At 60.8% G+C, this 23868-nt stretch carries 22 protein-coding genes; 9 read left to right on the top strand and 13 right to left on the bottom strand.

The window, feature by feature from the left end; all coding sequences use genetic code 11:
• Positions 1 to 31: 31 nt before the first annotated feature.
• Genes AC27VO_RS13095 through AC27VO_RS13085 form a run of 3 tightly spaced genes read right to left on the bottom strand, consistent with a single transcriptional unit; the run spans position 32 to position 2499 of the window.
• Positions 32 to 487, bottom strand: a complete 456-nt coding sequence (locus AC27VO_RS13095) for a hypothetical protein (protein ID WP_488667155.1) — start codon at positions 485 to 487, stop codon at positions 32 to 34.
• Positions 488 to 490: 3 nt separating this feature from the next.
• Positions 491 to 925, bottom strand: coding sequence for a DNA polymerase III subunit chi (locus AC27VO_RS13090; RefSeq protein WP_488667208.1), 435 nt, complete (start codon positions 923 to 925; stop codon positions 491 to 493).
• Between the two features lie 11 nt (positions 926 to 936).
• A complete protein-coding gene (locus AC27VO_RS13085; RefSeq protein ID WP_488667154.1) occupies positions 937 to 2499 on the bottom strand; it encodes a leucyl aminopeptidase in 1563 nt (520 codons plus the stop codon).
• Positions 2500 to 2523: 24 nt separating this feature from the next.
• Between AC27VO_RS13085 and lptF the strand changes: the two genes are divergently transcribed.
• The 7 genes from lptF (at position 2524) to AC27VO_RS13050 (ending at position 10185) form a co-directional block, all read left to right on the top strand.
• Positions 2524 to 3618, top strand: a complete 1095-nt coding sequence (gene lptF / locus AC27VO_RS13080; RefSeq protein WP_488667153.1) for an LPS export ABC transporter permease LptF — start codon at positions 2524 to 2526, stop codon at positions 3616 to 3618.
• A complete protein-coding gene (gene lptG / locus AC27VO_RS13075) occupies positions 3615 to 4745 on the top strand; it encodes an LPS export ABC transporter permease LptG (protein ID WP_488667152.1) in 1131 nt (376 codons plus the stop codon). The genes lptF and lptG overlap by 4 nt, the downstream gene beginning before the upstream one ends.
• A 5-nt stretch (positions 4746 to 4750) precedes the next feature.
• On the top strand, positions 4751 to 5125 hold the full coding sequence (locus AC27VO_RS13070; RefSeq protein WP_488667151.1) for a sirohydrochlorin chelatase: 375 nt from the start codon (positions 4751 to 4753) through the stop codon (positions 5123 to 5125).
• Between the two features lie 61 nt (positions 5126 to 5186).
• Positions 5187 to 6128: a CysB family HTH-type transcriptional regulator gene (locus tag AC27VO_RS13065; protein ID WP_488667150.1), complete on the top strand. Its 942-nt coding sequence runs from the start codon at positions 5187 to 5189 to the stop codon at positions 6126 to 6128.
• 49 nt (positions 6129 to 6177) lie between these two features.
• Complete coding sequence (locus AC27VO_RS13060; RefSeq protein WP_488667149.1) at positions 6178 to 7338, top strand: pyridoxal phosphate-dependent aminotransferase; 1161 nt, start codon at positions 6178 to 6180, stop codon at positions 7336 to 7338.
• Positions 7339 to 7682: 344 nt separating this feature from the next.
• Entirely contained in the window at positions 7683 to 9017 is a 1335-nt protein-coding gene (locus tag AC27VO_RS13055; RefSeq protein WP_488667148.1) for a GntP family permease, read from the top strand.
• Between the two features lie 25 nt (positions 9018 to 9042).
• A complete protein-coding gene (locus AC27VO_RS13050; protein ID WP_488667147.1) occupies positions 9043 to 10185 on the top strand; it encodes a glycerate kinase in 1143 nt (380 codons plus the stop codon).
• 237 nt (positions 10186 to 10422) lie between these two features.
• On the opposite strand, the gene AC27VO_RS13045 is transcribed toward AC27VO_RS13050, so the two are convergent.
• The 3 genes from AC27VO_RS13045 to AC27VO_RS13035 are packed head-to-tail and all read right to left on the bottom strand — an operon-like array spanning position 10423 to position 14721.
• Positions 10423 to 11973 carry a DHA2 family efflux MFS transporter permease subunit gene (locus AC27VO_RS13045; RefSeq protein WP_488667146.1) on the bottom strand — a complete coding sequence of 517 codons (1551 nt, stop codon included), beginning with the start codon at positions 11971 to 11973 and terminating at the stop codon, positions 10423 to 10425.
• A gap of 7 nt (positions 11974 to 11980) precedes the next feature.
• Positions 11981 to 13171 (bottom strand): EmrA/EmrK family multidrug efflux transporter periplasmic adaptor subunit, encoded by a 1191-nt coding sequence (locus AC27VO_RS13040; protein ID WP_488667145.1) that lies wholly within the window; start codon positions 13169 to 13171, stop codon positions 11981 to 11983.
• A gap of 56 nt (positions 13172 to 13227) precedes the next feature.
• Positions 13228 to 14721, bottom strand: coding sequence for an efflux transporter outer membrane subunit (locus AC27VO_RS13035; RefSeq protein ID WP_488667144.1), 1494 nt, complete (start codon positions 14719 to 14721; stop codon positions 13228 to 13230).
• A gap of 109 nt (positions 14722 to 14830) precedes the next feature.
• On the opposite strand from AC27VO_RS13035, the gene AC27VO_RS13030 reads away from it, so the two are divergent.
• Complete coding sequence (locus tag AC27VO_RS13030; protein WP_488667143.1) at positions 14831 to 15469, top strand: TetR/AcrR family transcriptional regulator; 639 nt, start codon at positions 14831 to 14833, stop codon at positions 15467 to 15469.
• Positions 15470 to 15598: 129 nt separating this feature from the next.
• On the opposite strand, the gene rng is transcribed toward AC27VO_RS13030, so the two are convergent.
• The 7 genes from rng to AC27VO_RS12995 all read right to left on the bottom strand — a co-directional run bounded on the left by rng (position 15599) and on the right by AC27VO_RS12995 (position 22235).
• Positions 15599 to 17086, bottom strand: a complete 1488-nt coding sequence (gene rng, locus AC27VO_RS13025; protein WP_488667142.1) for a ribonuclease G — start codon at positions 17084 to 17086, stop codon at positions 15599 to 15601.
• 64 nt (positions 17087 to 17150) lie between these two features.
• Positions 17151 to 17765, bottom strand: a complete 615-nt coding sequence (locus AC27VO_RS13020; protein ID WP_488667141.1) for a Maf family protein — start codon at positions 17763 to 17765, stop codon at positions 17151 to 17153.
• 161 nt (positions 17766 to 17926) lie between these two features.
• A complete protein-coding gene (rlmH, locus tag AC27VO_RS13015; RefSeq protein WP_219161980.1) occupies positions 17927 to 18394 on the bottom strand; it encodes a 23S rRNA (pseudouridine(1915)-N(3))-methyltransferase RlmH in 468 nt (155 codons plus the stop codon).
• 6 nt (positions 18395 to 18400) lie between these two features.
• On the bottom strand, positions 18401 to 19087 hold the full coding sequence (rsfS, locus tag AC27VO_RS13010) for a ribosome silencing factor (RefSeq protein WP_488667140.1): 687 nt from the start codon (positions 19085 to 19087) through the stop codon (positions 18401 to 18403).
• Positions 19088 to 19280: 193 nt separating this feature from the next.
• Complete coding sequence (gene hemF, locus AC27VO_RS13005; RefSeq protein WP_488667139.1) at positions 19281 to 20222, bottom strand: oxygen-dependent coproporphyrinogen oxidase; 942 nt, start codon at positions 20220 to 20222, stop codon at positions 19281 to 19283.
• A gap of 10 nt (positions 20223 to 20232) precedes the next feature.
• On the bottom strand, positions 20233 to 21519 hold the full coding sequence (gene purD / locus AC27VO_RS13000; RefSeq protein WP_488667138.1) for a phosphoribosylamine--glycine ligase: 1287 nt from the start codon (positions 21517 to 21519) through the stop codon (positions 20233 to 20235).
• Positions 21516 to 22235, bottom strand: coding sequence for a YebC/PmpR family DNA-binding transcriptional regulator (locus AC27VO_RS12995; protein ID WP_488667137.1), 720 nt, complete (start codon positions 22233 to 22235; stop codon positions 21516 to 21518). The genes purD and AC27VO_RS12995 overlap by 4 nt, the downstream gene beginning before the upstream one ends.
• 81 nt (positions 22236 to 22316) lie before the next feature.
• On the opposite strand from AC27VO_RS12995, the gene AC27VO_RS12990 reads away from it, so the two are divergent.
• Entirely contained in the window at positions 22317 to 23828 is a 1512-nt protein-coding gene (locus AC27VO_RS12990; RefSeq protein ID WP_488667136.1) for a helicase HerA-like C-terminal domain-containing protein, read from the top strand.
• Positions 23829 to 23868: the final 40 nt, after the last annotated feature.

The following is a 23868-nucleotide window of genomic DNA, read 5'->3' as shown; positions in this document are numbered from 1 at the left end:
AGCCAGCGCTGTCGGCCTGCAGCGCTGGCTTTTAGGTCTGAGGGTTCTTGCGCATGTGTGCCAGCTCTTGCGCAATGGCTTCATGCACCGAAGTGCTGACCAGGTTTTCAACATCCTGGCGGATTGCCAGATACATGGCTTGGCTGTGCAGCTGCACCATGTCCGCCAAGGCATAGCGCAGGCGTTCCTCCAGCGCATCATCCAGACGTGCCATCACCCGGGTTTGAAGGGACTGTGCCATCGCGGACCAGTCCTGCAGCTCGGGCTGCGATGGCGACTGGGGTGCACAAGGAAGCACTACGGCAGGACTCACGACCTCTTCGTGCTCCGCTGCCTGCACGGCAGGCACATCGTCCTCCACAAGCTGCACAGGCAATGCAGTGGGACTGCTGGCAACCGCTTGTGCGGGCGCCGCCTCCGACTCTGGGACCACATCGGTCAATGTGGGCACAAAGCGCGGCGGTTGGCGCGTATCCATGGCTGACATGGCCTAGCCCTCCTTCAACACCAAATCAAAACGCTCAATCACATGACCCGCACTTTGGTAGCTGCGCCAGCGCGCGCGTGCCAAGGCTCGGTCCTGTTCATCAAAGCTGGAAACAACCTCCACCACCTTGGCGAAGGATGTATAGCCCTGTGGCATCTCGGTGCCCAGATTGAGCAATACCTCATGGTGCGCGCTGTCCTCGGCAGATTCCAGTAAGACAACTGGCGCCAGCGCCAGCAGCTCTGCATCATCACCTTGCACCGCATGCGCCAGAAAGTCATGCCCTGTCAGCTGCCACAACCGCGCAGACAGCTGACGCAAGCGTGCCATGGGCGCCACCACCGTCACGCGCGCATCATGGCGCAGCGCTTTGCGGATAAAACGGCATGCGTACTCCAGCTTATCTGGCGCATTGAAGTGAAAAGCCACATAGGGCATAACAGCGTCCATCATCCAATCCGGGGCGCCTTCACGGGAGCTTTGGCTTTCAAACCTGTCTGCTTCACAGCGCGGGGCTTGACGGCACGCTTGGCGACAAGCGCCGCCTTGGCTGCGCGTGCTGCAGGTTGCTTGGCCACATCCAGCAGGTACTGCACCAGCAAAGGCACAGGGCGGCCGGTAGCACCCTTGGCGCCGCCTTCCTTCCAGGCTGTGCCAGCAATGTCCAGGTGGGCCCAGGGCATGTCGCCCACGAAACGCTGCAAGAACTTGGCCGCCGTGATCGAACCACCGGCACGGCCTGCCACGTTGCCCATGTCAGCAAAATTGCTCTTCAGGCCTTCGGCATAGTCTTCATCCAAAGGCATGCGCCAGCACAGGTCCATGCTCTTGTCGCCCGCTTGCTGCAACGCTAAGCCCAAGGCATCTTGGTTGGCATACATGCCCGAGCGCACACCGCCCAAGGCGATCACGCATGCGCCCGTCAGCGTCGCGATATCCACCACCGCAGCTGGCTTGAAGCGGGCAGCATAGGTCAGTGCATCGCACAACACCAAGCGGCCTTCCGCGTCGGTATTCAGAATCTCGATGGTTTGACCGCTCATGCTGGTCACCACATCACCCGGCTTGACCGCGGCACCATCCGGCATGTTTTCACATGCGGGAATCAAACCCACCACATTGATGGCAGGCTTGAGTTGCGCCAGGGCCTGGAACACGCCCAACACGCTGGCAGCACCGCACATGTCGAACTTCATCTCGTCCATGGCTGCCGCCGGCTTGAGCGAGATGCCACCGGTATCAAACGTAATACCTTTGCCCACCAGTACAACCGGTGGGGTCGACTTGGCCGCACCGCTGTAGCTCAGCTCAATCAGCTGCAAGGGCTCTTTGGAGCCCTGTGCCACGGCCATGAAAGCGCCCATCCCCAACTTGGCCACCTCTTTTGGACCATGCACCTTGCACTGGATGGCGGCGTTTTTCGCCAGCTCTTGCGCGGCTTTGGACAGCATGGTTGGCGTGGCATGGTTGGCAGGGCGATTGCCCCACTCCTTGGCCAGAACTTGCCCCAGCGCCACCGCCACTGCCTGTTCAAACGCAGCGTTGGCCGCACGCTTGTCTGCCACACCAATGGTGACCTTATTCAGTGCGGGCGCCTTCGCTTGCGATTTGGTCAGCGTGTAGACGTAGGCTGCATCGGCCGCACACTGCACCGCCAGCTGCACAGCAGTCTGCGCTTCATCGCCGAGCGCACTCAGGCACACCACGGCATGCTTGACCCCTTCCGCCTTGAACACACTGGCCACGCCAGCCAATGCGGCACGAACTTCGCGCGCCGATCCCTGACCTACACCCAGCAACACAACACGGCGTGCATGCACGCCTTGGGGCTGGTACAAATGCAACTGTTTGCCCGACGCAGCGGACCAGTCGCCATGGCGCACGGCACTTTGCACCAATGCAGACAAAGGCTCTTTTTGTGCCTTGAATGACTCAGGCACCAATAACAGGAGAAGATCGCACTTTGCTGCAGCAGCGCTGGGCAGGTTCAAAGCCTTCAGTTCAAAGTTCATAATCGGCGTTTTCCTTTTCAGCCAATGTTATTCGATTCATCCATACGCAAGGAGCTGGGCCGCAGCTTCGGTGCCACCTTGGTGGTACTTGTCACCGTGGTCATGACCATGATGTTAATCCGCACGCTGGGCCAAGCCACCAAAGGCTCGGTCAGCCCTTCGGACGTCATGCTGGTCATGGGTTTCACCGTGCTCGGGCAACTGTCCACCATTTTGACGCTCAGCCTGTTCGTTGCCGTGGTGGGTGTCCTCTCGCGCATGTACCGCGACAGCGAAATGGCCATCTGGTTTGCCAGCGGCCAAGGCCTGGCCAGCCAGCTCAAGCCCATCTTGCGATTTGCATGGCCCATTGTGGCAGTGATTGCCGTGCTGGGCCTGCTGGTATGGCCCTGGAGCAACCAGCAAGTACAAGAATTGCGCAACCAGTTTGAGCAGCGCAGTGATATTGACCGGATTGCGCCGGGTGAGTTCCAAGAATCATCCGACGGCACACGCGTCATCTTTATCGACAAGGACAGCGTGGCGGAAGAATCCGCCAGCAATATTTTCCTGGTTGAGCAGCGTCAAGGCCGTGAATTTGTCACCTCCTCCAAAACTGCACAAATCCAAACCGTCAACGGCGTGCGCAACGCCGTCCTGACGGAAGGCCAGCGCGTGGAAACCGACAAAGCCACCGATCAGATCAAGCTGACCCACTTTGACACCTATACCTTGCGCCTGGAAGATGCCAGCCCCACCCAGGCCAGCTTGACGGCGCGCGCTATTTCGACACCCGCCCTGCTCCAGAAACCCAGCCCGGTGAACCTTGCCGAAGCAGGATGGCGCATGGGCTTGCCACTGGCCGCTTTAAACCTGCTGGTGCTGGCCCTGGCCATTACCATCGTCAACCCGCGCGCCGGTCAAAGCACCAGTCTGGTCATCGCTTTGCTGGCTTTCGTGGTGTATTACAACCTGATGAGCATGGGCCAAAGCTGGGTGGCCTCCGGCCGCATTTCGTTGGTCACCTACCTTCTGGGCATTCATGGCAGCATTTTTGCCATTGCCCTGCTGGGGCTGGCCATGCGCCATAACCGCTGGCACCTCAAAGACCTCTGGCAGCGCCGTGGAGCAACCGCATGAAAACACTGCGCAGACTGATTTACCTCGACACCATCAGCGCGATTGGCTTTGTCGTCCTGGCTTTCTTGGCCATGTTCTTTTTCTTCGACCTGCTCGATGAAATGGGGGATGTCGGCCGTAAATATGGAGATGTCACCTACAGCGTCTGGCATGCCTTGCTGGCGGTCAGCCTGGCCATTCCCAAGCACCTGTATGAGCTGCTGCCCATTGCCGTGCTGATTGGCAGCATTTTTGTGATGGCCCGCTTTGCGCAAAGCTCCGAATTCACCATCATGCGCACCAGCGGTCTGGGCCCATGGCTGGCCCTGCGCACCATGTTGATGTTGGGTGCCGGATTTGTCGTGCTGACTGTAGCTGTGGGTGACTACATTACCCCTGCTGCAGAACGCCTTGCCATGGCCGCCCAGGCCAAGTACCTGGGCAAGACTTCGACATCTGGCGCCACGGGTGCCTGGCTCAAAGAGAAAACCAAAACCGGCACCCTGGCCGTCAACGTGCGCACAGTACGTGCCGATGGTGCATTGACGGGCATTCGCATTTTTGAGTTTGACAACACCGGCCGCATGACGCTGCAACTACACGCTGACAAAGGCCAGGTGCAAGAAGCAGTCGATCGCTGGAGCCTCACCAACGCGCGCATGACGCGTTTTGCCTACGGCAAAGAGGACGCCGGCGACCAGCCGGCCCCAGAACTCACCCGCACCCAGAATCCGCAGCTGGACTGGGACACCAGCATCACCAGCGAAATGCTGGTGGCGGCTGTCCACAAGCCCGATCGCATGCCCACGCTGGAGCTGTTTCAGTTCATTCAGCACTTGAAGGCCAACGAGCAGTCTGCGCAGAAGTACGAAATTGAGTTCTGGCGCAAGCTGTTCTACCCCTTGAGCTGCCTGGTGATGGTGGTGCTGGCGCTGCCGTTTGCGTACCTGCACTTTCGCTCTGGCGGTATCACGGGCTACGTGTTTGGTGGCGTCATGGCGGGCATCAGCTTTTTCTTGCTCAACAACGTCTTTGGCTATGCCGGTAATTTGCAGAACTGGTCCCCCATGCTGACGGCGGCGGCGCCCGGGCTGATCTACTCGCTGCTCTCACTGGGTGCGTTTGCATGGCTGGTGGTGCGCCGTTGACCAGGATGCCGCAGCAACGCGGCATCATTTTCTTTGCCCATGGCTCGCGCGACCCGCTGTGGCGCGCTCCCATTGAGGCCGTAGCCCACGTCCTCAAGCAGCAGCACCCCAAGGCGCTGTGCGCCTGTGCCTATCTGGAGCTGACCGAACCAGACCTGCCCCACGCCTGCCAGCAATTGGTGCAGCAGGGCTGCACGCAGCTGACCATCCTGCCGATGTTTCTGGGCACAGGCCGTCATGCGCGCAATGACCTGCCTGTGCTGGTCGATGCGCTGCGCCTTGCCCACCCACAGGTGCAATTCACCGTGGCCACGGCCGTGGGCGAAGACCCACGCGTGACTGCGTTGCTGGCCACAATGGCAGCGCAGCACATTGCATAAAGCAGGACATCTTTATATATTTCATTCATAATGATGAAAGCATCGTTGCTGACATCCTCTTATGAACCTCCACCAATTCCGTTTTGTCCAAGAAGCTGCCCGCCGCAACCTCAATCTGACCGAAGCGGCCAAAGCCCTGCACACGTCGCAGCCCGGCGTCTCCAAAGCCATCATTGAGCTGGAAGAGGAATTGGGGGTGGACATCTTTGCCCGCCACGGCAAGCGCCTCAAGCGCATCACGGAGCCCGGGCAGCACGTCCTCAAAAGCATTGAACTGATCATGCGTGAGGTCGGCAACCTCAAGCGCATTGGCGAGCAGTTCAGCGCACAAGACAGCGGCACACTCAGCATTGCCACCACCCACACACAGGCGCGCTATGTGCTGCCTCAGGCGGTGGCCAAGCTGCGCAGCAGCTACCCCAAGGTCAACATCAGCCTGCACCAGGCCACCCCCCACGAGGTGGCACGCATGGTGCTCGATGAAGTCGCCGAAGTGGGCATGGCCACCGAATCCCTGGCCGACTACCCGGATCTGGTCACCCTGCCCTGCTATGAATGGCAGCACGTGCTGGTTGTGCCTACGGGCCACCCCCTGGCCACCAAGGAGCGCATTGGCCTGGACGACCTGGCCAATGAGCCGCTGATCACCTACCACCCCTCCTTCACTGGGCGTGGCAAGGTGGACTCCGCTTTCGCCACCCGCAAGATTGCGCCGCGCATCGTGCTGGAGGCCATTGACTCCGACGTGATCAAGACCTATGTGCGCCTGGGCCTGGGCATCGGCATCGTGGCTGAGATGGCCATGCGCGATGACCATGGCCAGGACTTGGTTTCGCGTCCCATGGGACATTTGTTTGGCCAAAACGTGGCCCGTGTAGCTTTCAAGCGCGGCGCTTATATGCGCAACTTTGTCTATAAGTTTGCCGAAACCCTCAGTGACCGCCTCTCGCGCGACTTGATTTTGCGCGCCATGAGCGGCCACGTGAACGACTACGAACTGTAATTTTCCTTCGCTCAAAACCGGGATGCAGGCTTGCATCCCTTTTTTTGCCATGACCACCACTGTCACTCCTACCTTCCCCAGCAAGCTGCCCAATGTGGGCACCACCATTTTTTCCGTCATGTCAGCGCTGGCCAGCCAGCACCAGGCTGTCAACCTGGGACAAGGCTTCCCGGATTTTGGCTGCGACCCCAAGCTGCTTGACGCTGTCACCGCAGCCATGCAAGCGGGCTACAACCAGTACCCCCCCATGCCCGGCATGCCCCAGCTGCGCGAAGCCGTGGCCGCCAAGATCGAAGCGCTGCATGGCAAACGCTACGATGCGGGCAGTGAGATCACCATCACCGCCGGTGCCACACAGGCCATCCTGACCGCCATTTTGGCCACCGTGCATGCGGGCGATGAAGTCATCGTGCTCGACCCCTGCTACGACAGCTACGCCCCCAATATTGAGCTGGCGGGCGGTGTGATCGTGCGCGTGCCCCTGACACCTGGCACCTTCCGCCCTGACTTTGCCAAGATCGCTGCGGCCATCACCCCCAAAACGCGGCTAATTATCGTCAACACCCCGCACAACCCCAGCGCTACCATCTGGACGGCCGATGAAATGCGCCAGCTGGAAGCGCTGCTGGCCCCCACCAATGTGCTGCTTATCAGCGACGAGGTGTACGAGCACATGGTGTTTGACGGCGCCCAGCACGAGTGCGCTGCCCGCTTTCCCGGCCTGGCTGCCCGCGCTTTCATCGTGAGCAGCTTTGGCAAGACCTACCACGTCACCGGCTGGAAAGTCGGCACCGTGGCCGCGCCTGCGGCCTTGATGGCGGAATTTCGCAAGGTGCACCAGTTCAACGTGTTCACGGTGAATACGCCCATGCAAGTGGGTCTGACCAGCTATATGGCCGACCCACGCCCCTATCTGGAACTGCCCGCCTTCTACCAGCGCAAGCGCGATCTGTTTGTGGAAGGCCTGCGCCAGACCCGCTTCAAGCTGCTGCCCACCGCCGGTACCTACTTTCAGTGCGTGGACATTTCGCCCGTCACCGACATGAACGAGTCCGACTTTTGCCAGTGGCTGGTCAAGGAAGTGGGCGTGGCCGCCATTCCGCTGTCGGCCTTCTACGGCGATGGTTTTGACCAGAAGGTGGTGCGCTTTTGCTTCGCCAAGCAAGACGACACCCTGCGCGCGGCGCTGGAGCGACTGCGCCGCTTGTAAGCCAGCGCGCTGATGGATCAAGTAAAAAAGGGAGCAGCTAGCGCGCTCCCTTCTTTGTTTTCAGATGGAGTCAATTATCAAATCCATCAAGCACAAGCGCTAGCAGCTATGCAATTTGATAGCTTCAGCGTACGCTGCGCACGGTGCAGCAGCTCCATTTCTGCCCTGCTTCCAGCAGGCTGAGTGCGTGCTCCCTATAATCGCACCCCGATGGCACACGCATGCACCCACAGAGTGCATCCCCCCAGAATGCCGCCTGGCAGCGCATCGCCCAGCCCGCATTCTGACGAAAGACGCAAGCCGACCTCTGCGCACGATTCCCCCAAAATCAGGTACTTTCCCTTATGAGCAGCATTGCTATCTCGTCCCTTTTGGTGGCCCTCAGTATTGTGGCCATTGTCTACCTTACGGCGAAGGTCAAATTCAGCGTATTCGGCTCGCTGTTTGCCGTGTCCATCGTGCTGGCCCTGGCCACCAATGTGCCGGTTGAAAAGGTCATTGACCTGCTCAAATCCAGCTTTGGCAACACCCTGGGCGGTATCTCCTTCATCATCATCTTCGGTGCAGCCATTGCCGTGTGCATGGAGCGCAGCGGTGGTGCCCTCAGCATTGCCACCCATATCCTGAAAAAAGCCGGTGAGCGCAATGCCAAGCCAGCCTTGGCATGGACCGGCTTTATCCCCGGGCTGACCATTTTCTGTGACACCGGTTACATCATCTTGAGTGGCATTGCCCGCAGCATCAGCGCCAAGTCCAAGACGCCCATGCCTTTGATGGCAGCCATCTTGGGCACCTCGCTGTTTGCCGTGCACTGCTTGGTGCCTACGCACCCTGGCGCCCTGGCCGCAGCCAACACACTGGGCGCCAATCTGGGCCTGTTTATTTTGGCGGGTGTGGTGTTTGCCATTCCTGGCCTGCTGGCTGCCTACTACTGGGCCAACTTCATGAGCAAGGGCCAAAACTATGAACCCGCTGCCATGGAAGTCAGCGAGCAACAAAACGACCGCCCCCTGCCTCCCTTCTCGCACGCTTTGCTGCCCGTGATCTTGCCCTTGGTGCTGATCTCGATTTCTACCTTGCTCACCACACTGGGCATGAAAACCGGCTTTGCCGTGTACCTGCACTTCCTGGGCAACCCCGTGGTGGCTTTGCTGGTCGGCATGCTGTGCGGGCTGTGGCTGCTGAGCAAAAACGGTGGCCAAAAAGGTGATTTCACCCAAGTGCTGGAAGAAGCTATTGTCAAAGCCGGCCCGATCCTGATCATTACCGCCGCTGGCGGCATGTTTGGCGCCGTCATCAAAGAAACTGGCGTTGGTGCTGCGCTAGGCGAAGTGCTGGGCAATGCGTCCGTTGGTTTGCTGGTGCCCTTCATCATTGCCGCACTGCTGAAAACAGCCCAGGGCTCTTCGACTGTGGCCGCACTGACCACCGCCGCCATCATCAACCCCAGCCTGGCCAGCTTCGGCCTGGATTCGGAAGCAGGCCGCCTGTTTGCGGTACTGGCCATTGGCGCAGGCTCTATCGTGGCCTCACACGCCAACGACTCCTACTTCTGGGTCGTGACCAAGTTCTCCAACATTGACATGCAGCAAGCGCTGCGTGTGTTCACCACATCGACCATCGTGATGGGTCTGGTGACATTTGCATGCATCTGGGCCACCAGCGCTTTTGTGCTCTAAGCAGTGCGCACCACTGGTATTTCTCATGAAAATTGTCATTGCCCCGGACTCCTACAAAGAAAGCCTGTCTGCACTGGAAGTTGCCACGCAGATTGAGCTGGGCTTCCAGGAAATTTTTCCGCAGGCACAGTACGTCAAAGTACCCATGGCCGATGGCGGCGAAGGCACCGTGCAAGCCATGGTGGAAGCCACGGGCGGGCGCCGCATCGAAGTCACTGTGACTGACCCACTGGGCCAACCCACCACCGGTTTTTATGGCCTGACAGGTGATGGCCGCACGGCCATGATCGAGATGGCCGCTGCCAGCGGACTGGCCTTGGTGCCCGCAGCCCAGCGCAATCCGGAAGTCACCACCAGCTACGGCACGGGTGAGCTGATCACCGCAGCGCTGGACGCTGGCGCGCGCCACCTCATCCTCGGCATTGGCGGCAGCGCCACCAATGACGGTGGAGCCGGCATGCTGCAGGCGCTGGGCGTGAAGCTGCTGGACGCGGCCGGCCAGGACATCGGCCGTGGCGGCGCCCCGCTGGCGCAACTGGCGCGCATTGATGCTTCCGGCATGGACGCGCGCTTGCTGCAATGCCGCATCGAGGTGGCCTGTGACGTCGACAACCCCCTGACTGGTGCACGCGGTGCCTCGGCCATCTTTGGCCCGCAAAAAGGCGCCACCCCTGCCATGGTGCAGGCGCTGGATGCCAATTTGCGTCACTTTGCCCAGCTCATCCAGCGCGATCTGGGTGTGGACGTGGACCAGGTGGCCGGTGCCGGTGCTGCAGGTGGCATGGGCGCTGCGATGCTGGCTTTCCTGCGCGGCCAGCTGCGCCCGGGCTGCGAGATCATCGCCAAGGCCGTGGGCCTGGAAGACGCCGTACGCGGCGCCAGCCTGGTGGTGACCGGTGAAGGCCGTATCGACCAGCAGACCATCTTTGGCAAGACCCCCTTTGGCGTTGCCACTGTGGCGCGCCAGCACGGTGTGCCCGTGGTGGGTATTGCGGGCAGCCTGGGCGCCAACGCCCATGTGGTGCACGCACACGGCATTGATGCCATTTTCAGCGTGCTCAGCCGCCCCTGCACCATTGAAGAAGCGGTGGCCGAAGCCGCCCACAATGTGCGCACCAGCGCGCGCAATGTGGCTGCTATGCTGGCCCTGGGCCAACGCATGGCTTAAAACGTGCCGCAGGCCCGCACCACGGTGGTGGAGCCTGCAACCACATCAAAAAAAGGGAGCTGCTTGCGCGCTCCCTTTTTTATTTTCCGTATGTTTGATCGCTCAAAGCCTTGAATCAAAAGCGCAGGCAGCTATCAAAATCAAGATTCCGCCCTCTGCGCACTGACTTGCAGCATCAATGCGGCAAGCGGTCCAAGCAGGCGCTGACCACGCAGGGGCAGCCCCTGCTCTTGGCTCTTAATGCCCGCCAGCGCCGGGCTCCACCACCCGCGTAGGTTTGGGCGCCAGCCAGATCACACAGGCCGCCAACACAAAGCACACGGCAATCACCCACATGATCTGGTTGGTGGCCAGCATCACACTCTGACTGGTGAGCACCTGGTCGAGCGCCGCCAGCGCGCCGCTGGGTGACATGCCCGAGGCCTTCAGGCCTTCGAGCACCTCGCCCGTGCGGTCGGTCAGCCCCACCAGCTCTGCGTGCTGGCGTGTGGTGCCGTCTTCCCAGGCCGTGTTGACCAGCGACACCGCCGCCGCCCCGGAGAGCGTGCGCAAGAAGTTCATAAGACCTGCCGCGTTGTCCATCTCATGCGGCTGCACGCTGGCCAAGGCCAGACCCGTGGTCGGAATGAAAAAGAACGGCAGCCCAAAGCCCATGAACATCAGTGGCAAGGCAATGTCCCAGTAGCCCATGTCCGTGGTGGCCACGGTGCGCCACATCGTCATCAGGCCCAGCCACAGCACCCCGGCAAACACCAGGCGGCGCGGATCCACCTTGGCCGACAGGCCTGCCGCCAGCGGCGCCACAAACAGCGCGAACAATCCCGTCCACGCCGTGACCATGCCCGAATGGGTGGCCGTGTACCCCATGAAGCTTTGCAGCCACAGCGGGGTGAGCACATTCGCGGCAAAGAACGCGGCAAACGTCAGGCTGATGGTGAGCACACTCATGGTGAAGCCGCGGTGACGGAACACGCGCAAATCCACAATCGGGTGCGTCTCGTGCAGCTCCCAGATCAGAAAGGCCACAAAACCCACGGCCGAAACTGCCGCCAGCGCAATGATCAGCGGCGAGGCAAACCAGTCCAGGTTTTTGCCTTCGTCGAGCATCAGCTGCAATGCACCCACCCACACAAACAGCAGCAGCAGCCCCACCTTGTCGATGGGGTTCTTGAGCAACGGCAGTTCATAGCGCTTGAGCAAGCGCCACGCTGCAAACGCGCAGCCCAGGGCCACCGGGATGTTGATCAGGAAGATCCAGTGCCAGCTGTAGTTGTCGCAAATCCAGCCGCCCACAATGGGGCCCAACACCGGCGCAATCAGCGTGGTCATCGACCACAGGCCAATGGCCGCAGGCGCCATCCGTGGCGGGAAAATGCGCAGCAGCAGTGTCTGCGACAAGGGCATCAGCGGGCCGCCTGCAAAGCCTTGCAAAATGCGCGCGAACACCAGAAAGCCCAGCGAATTGGCCAGGCCGCACAGCAGCGAGGCCGCACCAAACAGCCCCATGGCCGTGGCAAACACGCGCACCGCCCCAAAGCGGGACGCAAACCAGCCGGTCAGTGGCACCGTAATCGCTTCGGCCACTGCGTAGCTGGTGATCACCCAGGTGCCCTGGCTGGTCGTCGCCCCCAGATTGCCGGCAATGCTGGGCACGGAGACGTTGGCAATCGTCATGTCCAGCACGGCCACAAAGTTGGCTGCCGCCAGCACCAGGGCGGCCAGCCACAACATGCCGCCGGTCAGCGGCTTACCGCCGATGGTCAACGGCGCAGAATGAGCATCTGCCATGAGGGGCTCACTGTGCAGCCGGCGCGTTGGCCGCTGGGGTGGAAGTCACGCGTGCTGCAGCAGCGTCGCCGGTGCGGGTGTCCACCGTGGCGTTCATCGACAGGCCCACACGCAGGGGGTGGGCTGCCAGCTCCTGGGCATCCAGCGCAATGCGCACGGGCAGGCGCTGCACCACCTTGATCCAGTTGCCGGTTGCATTCTGCGCGGGAATGGCCGCAAATGCCGCACCCGAGCCACCACCCAACCCTGCCACGGTACCGTGGTAGACCACCTTGCTGCCGTACAGGTCAGCGTACAGCTCCACGCTCTGGCCCACACGCACCTTGCCCAGCTGGCCTTCCTTGAAATTGGCATCCACATACATCTGCTGCAGCGGCACCACCGACATCAGCGGCGCGCCAGCGGCCACGCGCTGGCCCAGTTGCACGCTGCGCTTGGCGATCACACCATCCATGGGCGCACGCACCACCGTGCGATCCAGGTCCACCTGGGCCTGATCACGGCGGGCCATGGCCAGCAACACCTCGGGGTTGGTTTCGGCGGTGGTGCCTTCAATCAGTGTGGCGTTGACCTGCTTGGCCCCTTCGGCAGCCTGGCGGTTGGCTTGCGCCTGCGCCTGCGCAGCCTCCGCTGAAGCCAAGCGTGCCTTGGCTGCGGCAAAGGCATTTTGCGCGTGGGTCAGCTCATCGCCCGAGACAGAGCCGCTCTTGGCCAGCGCTTCGCGGCGTTGCAAGTCAATGGTGGCACGGGCCATATCGGCCTGGGCCGATACCAGCTGGGCCGCTGCACTCTTTTGGTCCGCCTCACGGGCTGCCACTTGGGCCTTCAGGCCGCCATCATTGGCCACATAGCCTTTGACGCGACGCACCGCGCGCGCCAGCTCGGCTTCGGCCTGGGCCAGCGCCAGCTTGGCATCGGTGGGGTCAATCTGCACCAGCACATCGCCCTTTTGGACGGTCTGGGTGTCTCGCACCAGCACCTGCAGCACCGTGCCACCTACAGAAGGCGTCACCTGCGCCACTTCAACGGCCGCATAGGCATTGTCGGTAGAGACGAAGTTGGAGGCATGCAGCCACCAGTACGCGCCACCGGCCACGGCAGCGACGACCACTACACCAGCCAGACCCACCAGCATCTTGTTGCGGCGCTGTTCACGCACCACAGGATTTGCGCTCACGGAAGAAGCGTTGTCAGTCATACAAACTTTCGGAAATTCGATTCGAGAAACTCAAAATGCACCCAGCGTGGGGGCGCTCAGGCCTGCGGTGCAGCAGCAGCGTTGTGGGGCTGTGCCTGCCAGCCACCGCCCAGGGCGCGGTGCAGGGCCACATCCAGCGTCAGCGCGCGCGCCTGCACATCCACCAGCTGGCGCACATTGGCCAGCAACTGGTCTTCGGCGCTCAGCACATCGATGTGCGTGGCCAGACCACCTTCATAGCGGTTGCGGGCCACGCGGTGTGCTTCCGCGGCGGCTTGCACGGCCTGCTGCATGGCCTGCAGCTGTTGCTGCAAGGCACGCTGGCTGATGGCGTTGTCGGCCACTTCATGCAAGGCATGGTTCAAGGTGCTGCGATACAGCGCCACGGCCTCGTCGTACTGGGCACGTGCGGCGCCCAGCTCGGAGCGCAAGCGCCCGCCGTTGAAAATGGGCAAGCTGATGGCCGGCCCAATGCTGGCAACGCCAGAGCCGCCCTTACCCAGCATGTCGATGCCCAGAGACTGCACGCCGACAAAGGCACTCAGATTGATATCCGGATAGAACTCTGCCTGCTTGGCTGCTACGCGCGATTCCAGCGCTTGCGCTTGCAGACGCGCGGCCACCACATCGGGGCGGCGCCCCAGAAGATTGGCGGGCAGGTTCTCAGGCAGCGCCCACTGCTGCTGCCAAGGCTGCTGCAAGGTGGCCTCAGGAATGGTGATGGCCGTGCCACGATCGGGGGTTGCCCCCAGCAAGGCCGCAATGCGATGGCGCTGCAAGGCCACCTGTTCCTGCGCTTGCAGCAGTTCCGCCTGGGCGGCTGCGGCACGTGCTTTGGCACCCTGCACACTGCCCTGGTTCTCCAGGCCGTTGGCCAGGCGCTCGCCAAACAGCTGCGCCGTGGTCGTGCGCACTTTCAGGGACTGGACCAAGGTCTGCTCGGTCACGCTCAGGCGCACCAGCTCCGCGTAAGCCGCCGCCACGCTGCTAGCCAGCACCAGGCGGGCCTGTGCGGCATCGGCCTCACGGGCTTGCAGTTCACCCGAGGCAGCTGCCACGGCTGCGCGGTGCTTGCCCCACAGGTCCAGCGACCAGCGCAGATCCAGCGTGGCACGCCCCGTGTCGTTGAGCCCATCAGGCACCATGGACGATGGGGTCAGATAGTTATGGCTGAATTTGTCGCCCGCCAAGGACACATTGGCAGACAGCTGCGGCGCTGTGGCCGCATTGCGCAGCCCCAGCATGGCCTGCGCTTGGCGCACCCGGGCCGCAGCGGCGGCCATGTCTGGCGCACTGGCCAGTGCCTCCTCAATCAGCACCGTGAGCTGGCTGTCTCCATAACGTTGCCACCAGCGGTCTTGGGGCCAGGCTGCAGCAGATGCCGAAGCCGTTGCTGTCAGCGCAGCAGGCACTGAGGGTTCCAGCTGCGCCTTGCCTTGCCAATCGGGCACCTGGGCACAGGCGGTCAGCAGCAATGGCAACCCCCAAGCCAGCCATGCTCCACGCACAGGGCCACCATGGCCGTGTGCACAAGCTTTGCGTGTTCTCATGAAATACTTTTTAATAATGAACTGTACGGTACAGTATAAATTTTAAACGTGCGAAAATCCACGTGCGGAATGAAAAGACAACACGCAACAACAAGGACATTGCGACCCCATGCGGACAAAAACGGAAGAAAAGCGCCAAGCCATCCTGGATGTAGCTGCAGCCACCTTCGGCGAGCTGGGGTTTGAGCGCGCCTCCATGTCCGAGATCTGCCAGCGCCTGGGCGGCTCCAAGGCCACGATCTACAACTACTTCCCCTCCAAAGAAGCACTGTTTCTGGAGGTAATGTTTCAGGCCTCAGAGGCAGACTTTCGCAACACCATGCACGCGCTGCAGGATGAAGGCCAGTCCATGGAGCTGGCGCTGCGCAACTTCGGGCGACGTTTTCTGGGCCTGCTGTATGCCCCTGCAGTAGTGTCTGTGCGGCGCTTGCTGGTGGCGGAAAGCGAGCGCTCTCAAATCGGTGCATCCTGCTACCAACAAGGCCCGGGGCGAGGCAACGCCTTGATTGCAGCCTTTTTGCGCCAAGCCATGGCCCAGGGCAAGTTGCGCGCAGCCGCGCCCGAGCTGGCCACGCGGCAATTGCTGGCTTTGCTGGAAGCCGAGCTGCTGGAGCGCTTTATGTTCCAGCACCTGCCTCTGCCAAACAGCGATGAAATCGCACAATGCGCTGACCGCGCCATTGATGCCTATTTGCTGCTGTACAAGGTCCAGCCCACCAGCACCGCGCCCCACTCCGCAGCCAACTAAGCCGTGCCATTGCGCGAAGCGGCTCGCAAAAAAGGATGAGTTTCGATGGGTTGAGCGGCATCAGGCTGCACGCCTGATGCAACCCCCTTCCTCACCTGAAGCAGTGAGGGCGAAACACCGTCCCTGGTGCTACAGCAGCACGATGTCGTACTGCTCTTGCGCCAGCGTACCCTCGGCCTTCAAGGAGATAGGCTTGCCAATGAAGTCACTCAGCCCCGCCAGGTGCTGGTTCTCTTCGTCGAGCAGCAGGTCAATCACATCGGGATTGGCCACCACACGGAACTCCTTGGGATTGAACTGACGGGCCTCGCGCAAAATTTCACGCAGGATTTCGTAGGCCACGCTGCGCACGGTTTTGACGCTGCCCTTACCCTGGCAAATGGGACACGATTCACACAGCATGTGCGCCAGCGACTCACGCGTGCGCTTGCGGGTCATCTCCACCAGGCCCAGCTGCGAGAACGTACCCGCCATGGTTTTGACCCGGTCCCGCTGCAGCTGTTTGTGCAGCTCTTCCAGCACCTGCGTGCGGTGCTCTTCATGCGCCATGTCGATGAAGTCGGCAATGATGATGCCGCCCAGATTGCGCAGGCGCAGCTGGCGCGCAATGGCCTGCGCGGCCTCCAGGTTGGTCTTGAAGATGGTGTCGTCGAAATTGCGCGCACCCACGTAGCCGCCCGTATTCACGTCCACCGTGGTCAGTGCTTCGGTCTGGTCGATGATCAGGTAACCACCGGACTTCAGATCCACGCGCTTACCCAGTGCCCGGGCAATTTCCTCGTCGATTGAGTACAGGTCAAAAATCGGGCGCTCGCCCTTGTACAGCTGCAGCTTGGGGGCGGCGCTGGGCATGAACTCCTTGCCAAAGGCCATGAGCTTGGCAAATTGCTCTTTGGAGTCAAGGCGAATGCTCTGGGTACCCTCCCCCACCAGATCGCGCAGCACACGCTGCAGCAGGTTCAAATCCTGGTGCAGCACCGACAAAGGAGGCAGCGTCACCGTTGCATTTTTCACGCGGGCCCAGGTTTTTCGCAGATAGGCAATGTCTTCTGCCAGCTCTTCATCACTCGCGTCTTCGCCATTGGTACGCAAGATGAAACCGCCACCGCCGCCGTTTTCTTTCAGCCCCACCAACTGCTGCAAACGCCCACGCAGGGCATCGCGCTCCTCGGGCGTGATTTTCTGCGACACCCCAATGTGCTCATCCTGCGGCAGATGCACCAGCAAGCGCCCGGCAATGCTGATTTGCGTGGACAGGCGCGCGCCCTTGGTGCCAATCGGGTCCTTGATGACCTGCACCACGATGGACTGGCCTTCAAATACCTGGTGCTCAATCGGCTTGAGCGGCTCGTTCTTGCGCGCAATCATGGGCGCATCACCGCTTTCGTGGCGCTGCCAGACATCGGCCACATGCAGGAACGCCGCGCGCTCCAGGCCAATATCGATAAAAGCCGACTGCATGCCCGGCAACACGCGCGAGACCTTGCCCAGGTAAATATTGCCCACCAAGCCACGCTCAAGCGTGCGCTCAATGTGCAACTCCTGCACGGCGCCCTGCTCCACCACGGCCACACGCGTCTCCTGCGGTGACCAGTTGATCAAAATATCTTGCTGCATATTGTCTGTTCTTATGAATGAATCGCGTGCGATGGTGGCTGGCATGCAAGGCGCATGCCGTGGCTTAGAGTTTCCAGCCGATTTGGCGCAGCAACTGCGCCGTTTCAAACACGGGCAACCCCATGATGCCTGAATAACTGCCTTCGATATGGGCAATCATGGCCGCCGCCAGGCCTTGCACGCCATAGGCGCCCGCCTTGCCAAAAGGCTCACCCGAAGCCACATAGGCATCGATCTGCGCGTCGCTCATCGCCATGAAACGCACGTGCGACACACACAGCGCCTGCAAGCGCTGCGCGCCGTGCTGCAGTGCCACGGCGGTCAGCACTTCGTGCGTCTGACCCGACAGCTGCCGCAGCATGGCGCTGGCCTGTGCGGCATCTGCTGGCTTACCCAAAATCTCAGCACCCAGCGCCACAGTGGTGTCAGACGTCAGCACTGGCGCTGCGGCTAGGCCACGGCGGGCCATGCGCGCTACGGCGGCATCCAGCTTCAAGCCGGTCACGCGTTGCACATAGTCGCGTGGCGCTTCACCGGCCAGCACCACCTCAATGGCTTCCGCATCTTCATGGATATCCCCATCGGCGTTCGCCACCAGAATTTCGTGGCGCACCTGCATTTGTTGCAGTAATTGGCTGCGGCGCGGGCTTTGCGAGGCCAGGTAAATAAAGTCAGACATATCGATTTCAAATAAAAATGGCATCCAACGCAGACACAGCAAGCACTAGAAGCTACTAAAAAAATAGTACCACGCTCCCTGGAGCGAGGCAATGCGCACCATACCCACCAAAAACAAAGCCCTGTGACAGGCACAGGGCTGGCAGGTGGGCAATCCCGAACTTACTCGCGGTGGTACGGGTGCCCGGCGTTGACCGACCAGGCGCGGTACAGCTGCTCAATCAGCAGCACACGCACCATGGCGTGGGGCAGCGTCATGTCCGACAAACGAATCTTCTCGTGCGCCAGCTGTTTGAAGGCCGGGTCCAGACCGTCTGGCCCACCAATGATCAGCGCCACATCATCGCCTTCCAGCTGCCAGTTTTGCAGGCGTGCAGCCAGGGCCTTGGTGGTCAGATTCGTTCCGCGTTCATCCAGCACCACAATGCGGGTGCCACGGGGAATGGCGGCTTCGATGCGCTTGCGCTCTGCGGCATACAGCGTCTCCACCGTCTTGGAGCCGCGAGGCTCCGTCTTGACGGCCTTGAGCTCCACCTTCAACTCTGGCGGGAAGCGCTTGGCGTAATCGTCGTAGGCGGTCTGCGCCCAATCGGGCACATGCTGGCCTACGGCCACAATCAGCAACTTCATGCCAGATTATTTCTTGGCAGCCGCGGCCTTCTTGGCACCACCGCGAGGTGCCGTGGGCTTGACCACCACGGTCTTCACGGCAGAAGACTTCTTGGCCGCTGGTTTTTTCACTGCGGGCTTCTTAGCCGCTGGCTTTTTGGCAGCGGGCTTGTCCGCAGCAGCCGTCTTGGCAGCGGCCGATTGCTTGGCTGCAGCCTTCTTCACCACGGTCTTGCCATCCACGGCAGCCACGGCCTTCTTGGCTGCAGGCTTCTTGGCAGGCTTGGCCGCAGCCGAAGCATCTTCCGAAGCAAAAATCTTCGAAGGCTTGGCACCGCCCAGCTTCATGCGCACAGGCTTGTCGCCCCAGATTTCTTCCAAGCGGTAGTACTGGCGAATCGTGGGTTGCATGATGTGCACGACACACTGGCCGCAGTCCACAATGATCCACTCGCCGTTTTCTTCGCCTTCGTGGCGAGGCACGGCAAAACCAGCCTTCTTGACGGAATCACGCACGCTCGAGGCCAGTGCTTTGGTCTGGCGGTTGGAGGTGCCCGAAGCCACGATCACGCGCTCAAACAGCGGCGACAGGTGCTCGGTATTGAAAACCTGAATATCTTGGGCCTTGACGTCCTCCAGACCATCGACGATGGCACGTTGGAGTTTGGTCACGTCTTTCTTGGCTGCGGAATCCGATTGTGTGGAAGTGCTCATCAGGCGATGTCTGGTTGGAAAGTACCGGTCAATATAGCGCGGTGGTTGACTGGGCTTCAATGCCCATTCATATGCTGCCCCACGCTGACAGGGCTTTTATTGTGTTTGTCAAAAAGAAGGCCGACCACAGACAGTCTGAGGCCGGCAGCTATGGAAATTATAGTTTTCCTGGTCCGATAGTGCTTTAGTTGGCTCAAAGCCAGTCGCGGCGCACCAAGTATTGGCTTAGCAAATCGGCTTCTGGTGTACCCGGCGCATCGCTGCGCTGGTAGCTCCAGTCCGCGTGTGGCGGCATGGACAGCAAGATCGATTCGGTGCGCCCACCGGACTGCAAGCCGAAGTGCGTCCCCCGGTCCCACACCAGATTGAACTCCACATACCGGCCACGACGGTAGCGCTGGAAATCCACCTGGTCCGGGCCGTAATGGCTGGCTTTGCGCTTTTCCACGATCGGCAGATACGCTTTCAGGAACGCATCCCCCACCGAGCGCATCATGGCAAAACCTTGGTCTTGCCCCAGCTCACTGAAGTCGTCATAGAAAATGCCGCCAATGCCGCGCTGCTCATCGCGGTGCTTCAAATAAAAATATTCGTCGCACCATTTTTTAAAGCGCGGGTACAGATCGCCACCAAACGGCGCCAGCGCATCCTTGCAGGTCTGGTGAAAGTGCACGGCATCGTCTTCAAAGCCGTACACCGGCGTCAAATCCATGCCGCCCCCAAACCAGCAGGTTTTCGCCTGGCCTTCGTGACCGGCCGCAATCATGCGCACATTCATGTGCACCGTAGGCACATAGGGGTTGCGCGGATGAAACACGAGCGATACACCCATGGCCTCAAACGGCGCACCAGCCAGCTCAGGCCGGTGCTGCGTGGCCGAAGGCGGCAACTGCCCGCCCTTCACATGGGAAAAGCCGCAGCCTGCGCGCTCAAACACCAGACCGTTTTCCATGATCTTGGTGATGCCGTCGCCTTGCAACCGCTCATCGGCACCTTTCTTCCAGGGGTCGGCCAGAAAATGACCAGCCCCCACGCCTGCCGCAGATTCCACGGCCTCCAGCGCTTGGGTAATGCTGGTTTGCAGACCTATCAGATAGGCCCGAACGTTGTCCACGGTGGCTTGGGGTGCTTGCACGAATGACTCCTTAGCCCTTGATGGCGCGGAAACCGATGTCGCGGCGGTATTGCATACCGTCAAAGTGAATGCCACGTGTGACGTCGTACACACGCTGCTGCGCTTGGCGCACGCTGTCGGCCAGCACGGTCACGCACAACACGCGGCCACCAGTCGTCACGGGCACACCCGCGTCATTGAGCTGCGTGCCCGCATGGAACACCACGGCATCGTCGGCCTCGGCGGGCAAGCCGCTGATGGCATCGCCCTTGCGGGGTGCTTCCGGGTAGCCATGGGCAGCCATCACCACGCCCAGCGCAGTGCGGCGATCCCACTCCAGCTCCACGCTATCGAGCTTGCCGTCCACGGCCGCCAGCATCACGTCCACAAAATCACTCTTGAGGCGCATCATGATGGGCTGGGTTTCAGGGTCACCCATGCGGGTGTTGAACTCCAGCGTCTTGGGGTAACCATTGCCGTCAATCATCAAGCCCGCATACAGAAAGCCGGTGAACGGCACGCCGTCTTTTTCCATGCCACGGATGGTGGGCGAAATAATTTCGCGCATGGCGCGGGCGTGCACGTCGGCTGTGACTACGGGGGCTGGCGAGTAAGCGCCCATGCCACCGGTGTTCGGGCCTTCGTCGTTGTCTTTGAGGCGCTTGTGATCCTGGCTGGTGGCCATGGCGACCACGTTCTTGCCATCGCACAGCACGATGAAAGAAGCTTCCTCACCCGAGAGGAACTCTTCAATCACCACGCGCGCACCACCTTCGTTGTGCTGCACGCCGTACTTGTTGTCCACCAGCATGAAGTCCACGGCATCGTGGGCTTCTTGCAGCGTCATGGCGACCACCACGCCCTTGCCTGCGGCCAAGCCGTCCGCCTTGATCACAATCGGCGCACCCAGACGATCCACAAATGCGTGGGCCGCGACAGGGTCGGTGAACGTGTCGTAATCGGCCGTTGGAATGCCGTGACGGCGCATGAACGCCTTGGAAAACGCCTTGGACGACTCCAGCTGCGCAGCCGCCTTGGTCGGGCCAAACACCTTCAGGCCATGGGCGCGGAATTCATCCACCACACCGGCTGCCAGCGGTGCCTCGGGGCCCACCACGGCCAGGCCCACGTTTTCTGCCTGCGCCCACTCGCGCAGCTTGACGACATCGGTGATGTCCAAATTTTGAATTTTTCCACCCGCCAGGGCTGTGCCACCGTTGCCGGGGGCCACAAACACCTTGGTCGCCTTAGGCGACTGGGCCAATTTCCACGCCAGAGCGTGCTCACGGCCACCGCCGCCAATCACAAGAATTTTCATAAGTCCGCGTTGTGGTAAACGTCTTGAACGTCGTCCAGGTCTTCCAGAACGTCCAACAGCTTTTGCATGCGCTCTGCGTCGTCGCCCTGCAGTTCAATGGTGTTTTCAGCGCGCATGGTCACTTCTGCCACTTCGGGCTTCAGGCCTGCAGCTTCCAGCGCATTCTTCACCGCTTCAAAATCGCCGGGTGCAGTCAGCACTTCGATCGCACCATCTTCGTCCGTGATGACATCTTCGGCTCCCGCTTCGAGTGCCACTTCCATCACCTGATCTTCCGAGACACCTGGCGCGAAAACGATTTGCCCACAGTGCTTGAACTGAAAGGCCACCGAGCCTTCCGTGCCCATATTGCCGCCGTGCTTGTTGAACGCATGGCGCACATCGGCCACGGTACGCACCTTGTTGTCGGTCATGGTGTCAACAATGATGGCCGCGCCACCAATGCCATAGCCTTCGTAACGAATTTCTTCGTAGGTCACGCCTTCCAAGGCACCCGTGGCCTTGTCGATATTGCGCTTGATGTTGTCGGCAGGCATATTGGCAGCCTTGGCCTTGTCGACCGCCAGGCGCAGACGGGGATTGGCGGTCAGATCACCGCCGCCTTGGCGGGCGGCCACCATGATTTCACGAATGATTCGGGTCCAGATACGGCCGCGCTTCTCATCCTGGCGACCTTTGCGGTGCTGGATGTTGGCCCATTTGCTATGTCCTGCCACAGGAAATCCTTTGGTCTTGATTTAATCTACTAGGCACGGATTCTACTTTTGACTGCGCACCTTGACGGAGGAAACCCGAACATGGCCCCAGCATTGCCCATTGCCCAACGCGGCGAGATCGTTTGTTCCATCTTGCCCGGCATGGCAAACCGACACGGCTTGATTACCGGCGCCACCGGCACCGGCAAAACCGTTACTTTGCAAAAGATTGCAGAAAGCTTCTCTTTAGCCGGTGTTCCCGTCTTTTTGGCCGACATCAAAGGCGACCTGACAGGCATCAGCCAGGCCGGCAAGATCGGTGACAAGCTGGCTGCTTCGCTGCAAGAGCGCGGCATTGATTTGCCAGAAGCTGTGACATGCCCGAGTACGCTGTGGGATGTTTTCGGCCAGCAAGGCCACCCCGTTCGTGCCACGATTTCAGACATGGGGCCGCTGCTCATCGGCCGCATGTTAGGTTTGAACGACACGCAAATGGGCGTGCTCAATATCGTTTTCAAGATTGCCGATGACAACGGCATGCTGCTGCTCGACCTCAAGGACTTGCGCGCCATGCTCCAGCACGTGGGAGACAACGCCAAGCAGTTCACCACGGCGTACGGCAACATCTCGGCGGCCAGCGTGGGCGCCATCCAGCGTGGCCTGCTGCAAATCGAAAGCGAAGGCGGCGACCAATTCTTTGGCGAGCCCATGCTCAACATCAACGACCTGATGCAGACCGATGCGCAAGGCCGTGGCGTCGTCAATATTTTGGCGGCCGACAAGCTGATGCAGTCGCCGCGTCTGTACTCCACCTTCTTGCTGTGGATGCTGTCTGAGCTGTTCGAGCAACTGCCTGAAATTGGCGACCCCGAAAAACCCAAGCTGGCCTTTTTCTTTGACGAAGCGCACTTGCTGTTCAACGATGCCCCCAAGGTACTGGTCGAGCGCATTGAGCTGGTGGTGCGCCTGGTGCGCTCCAAGGGCGTGGGCGTGTACTTTGTCACGCAAAACCCCATGGACATCCCCGACAGCGTGCTCGCCCAGCTGGGCAACCGCGTGCAGCACGCGCTGCGCGCCTTCACGCCCAAGGACCAAAAAGCCGTCAAGGCTACCGCGCAAACCATGCGCCCCAACCCCGAGGTGGACATTGAAGCGGCCATCACCGAGCTGGCCGTGGGCGAGGCGCTGATCAGCTTCCTCGACGAAAAAGGCCGGCCCAGCATCACGCAGCGTGTGTATGTGATTCCCCCGGGCAGCCAGATTGGCCCCATCGAAGACAGCCAACGCCGCAGTCTGCTGGCCAACTCCATCGTGGCGGGCGTGTATGAGCAAGCAGTGGACCGCGAATCCGCCTACGAAGTGCTGCAAGCACGCGCCACCGAAGCACCTGCGGCCACAGGCGGCATCAGCGGCAACCCGACAGCAGCTGCCGACAGCGGCCTGATGGGGGGTCTCAATGACTTTCTGTTTGGCAGCACCGGCCCGCGTGGTGGTAAGAAAGATGGACTGGTGCAAAGCCTGGTCAAATCCACCGCACGCAACATGACCAACCAGATCGGCCGTGAGTTGCTGCGCGGTGTGCTGGGCAGTTTGACCGGCAGCAAAAAACGCTGAAAGAAGCGCGCAGCACGCACCCACTCAGGGAATATGCGAC

Source organism: Comamonas sp. 14P8.1.4 (assembly GCF_057799285.1).
This window is presented reverse-complemented; position numbering and strand designations above follow the sequence as displayed.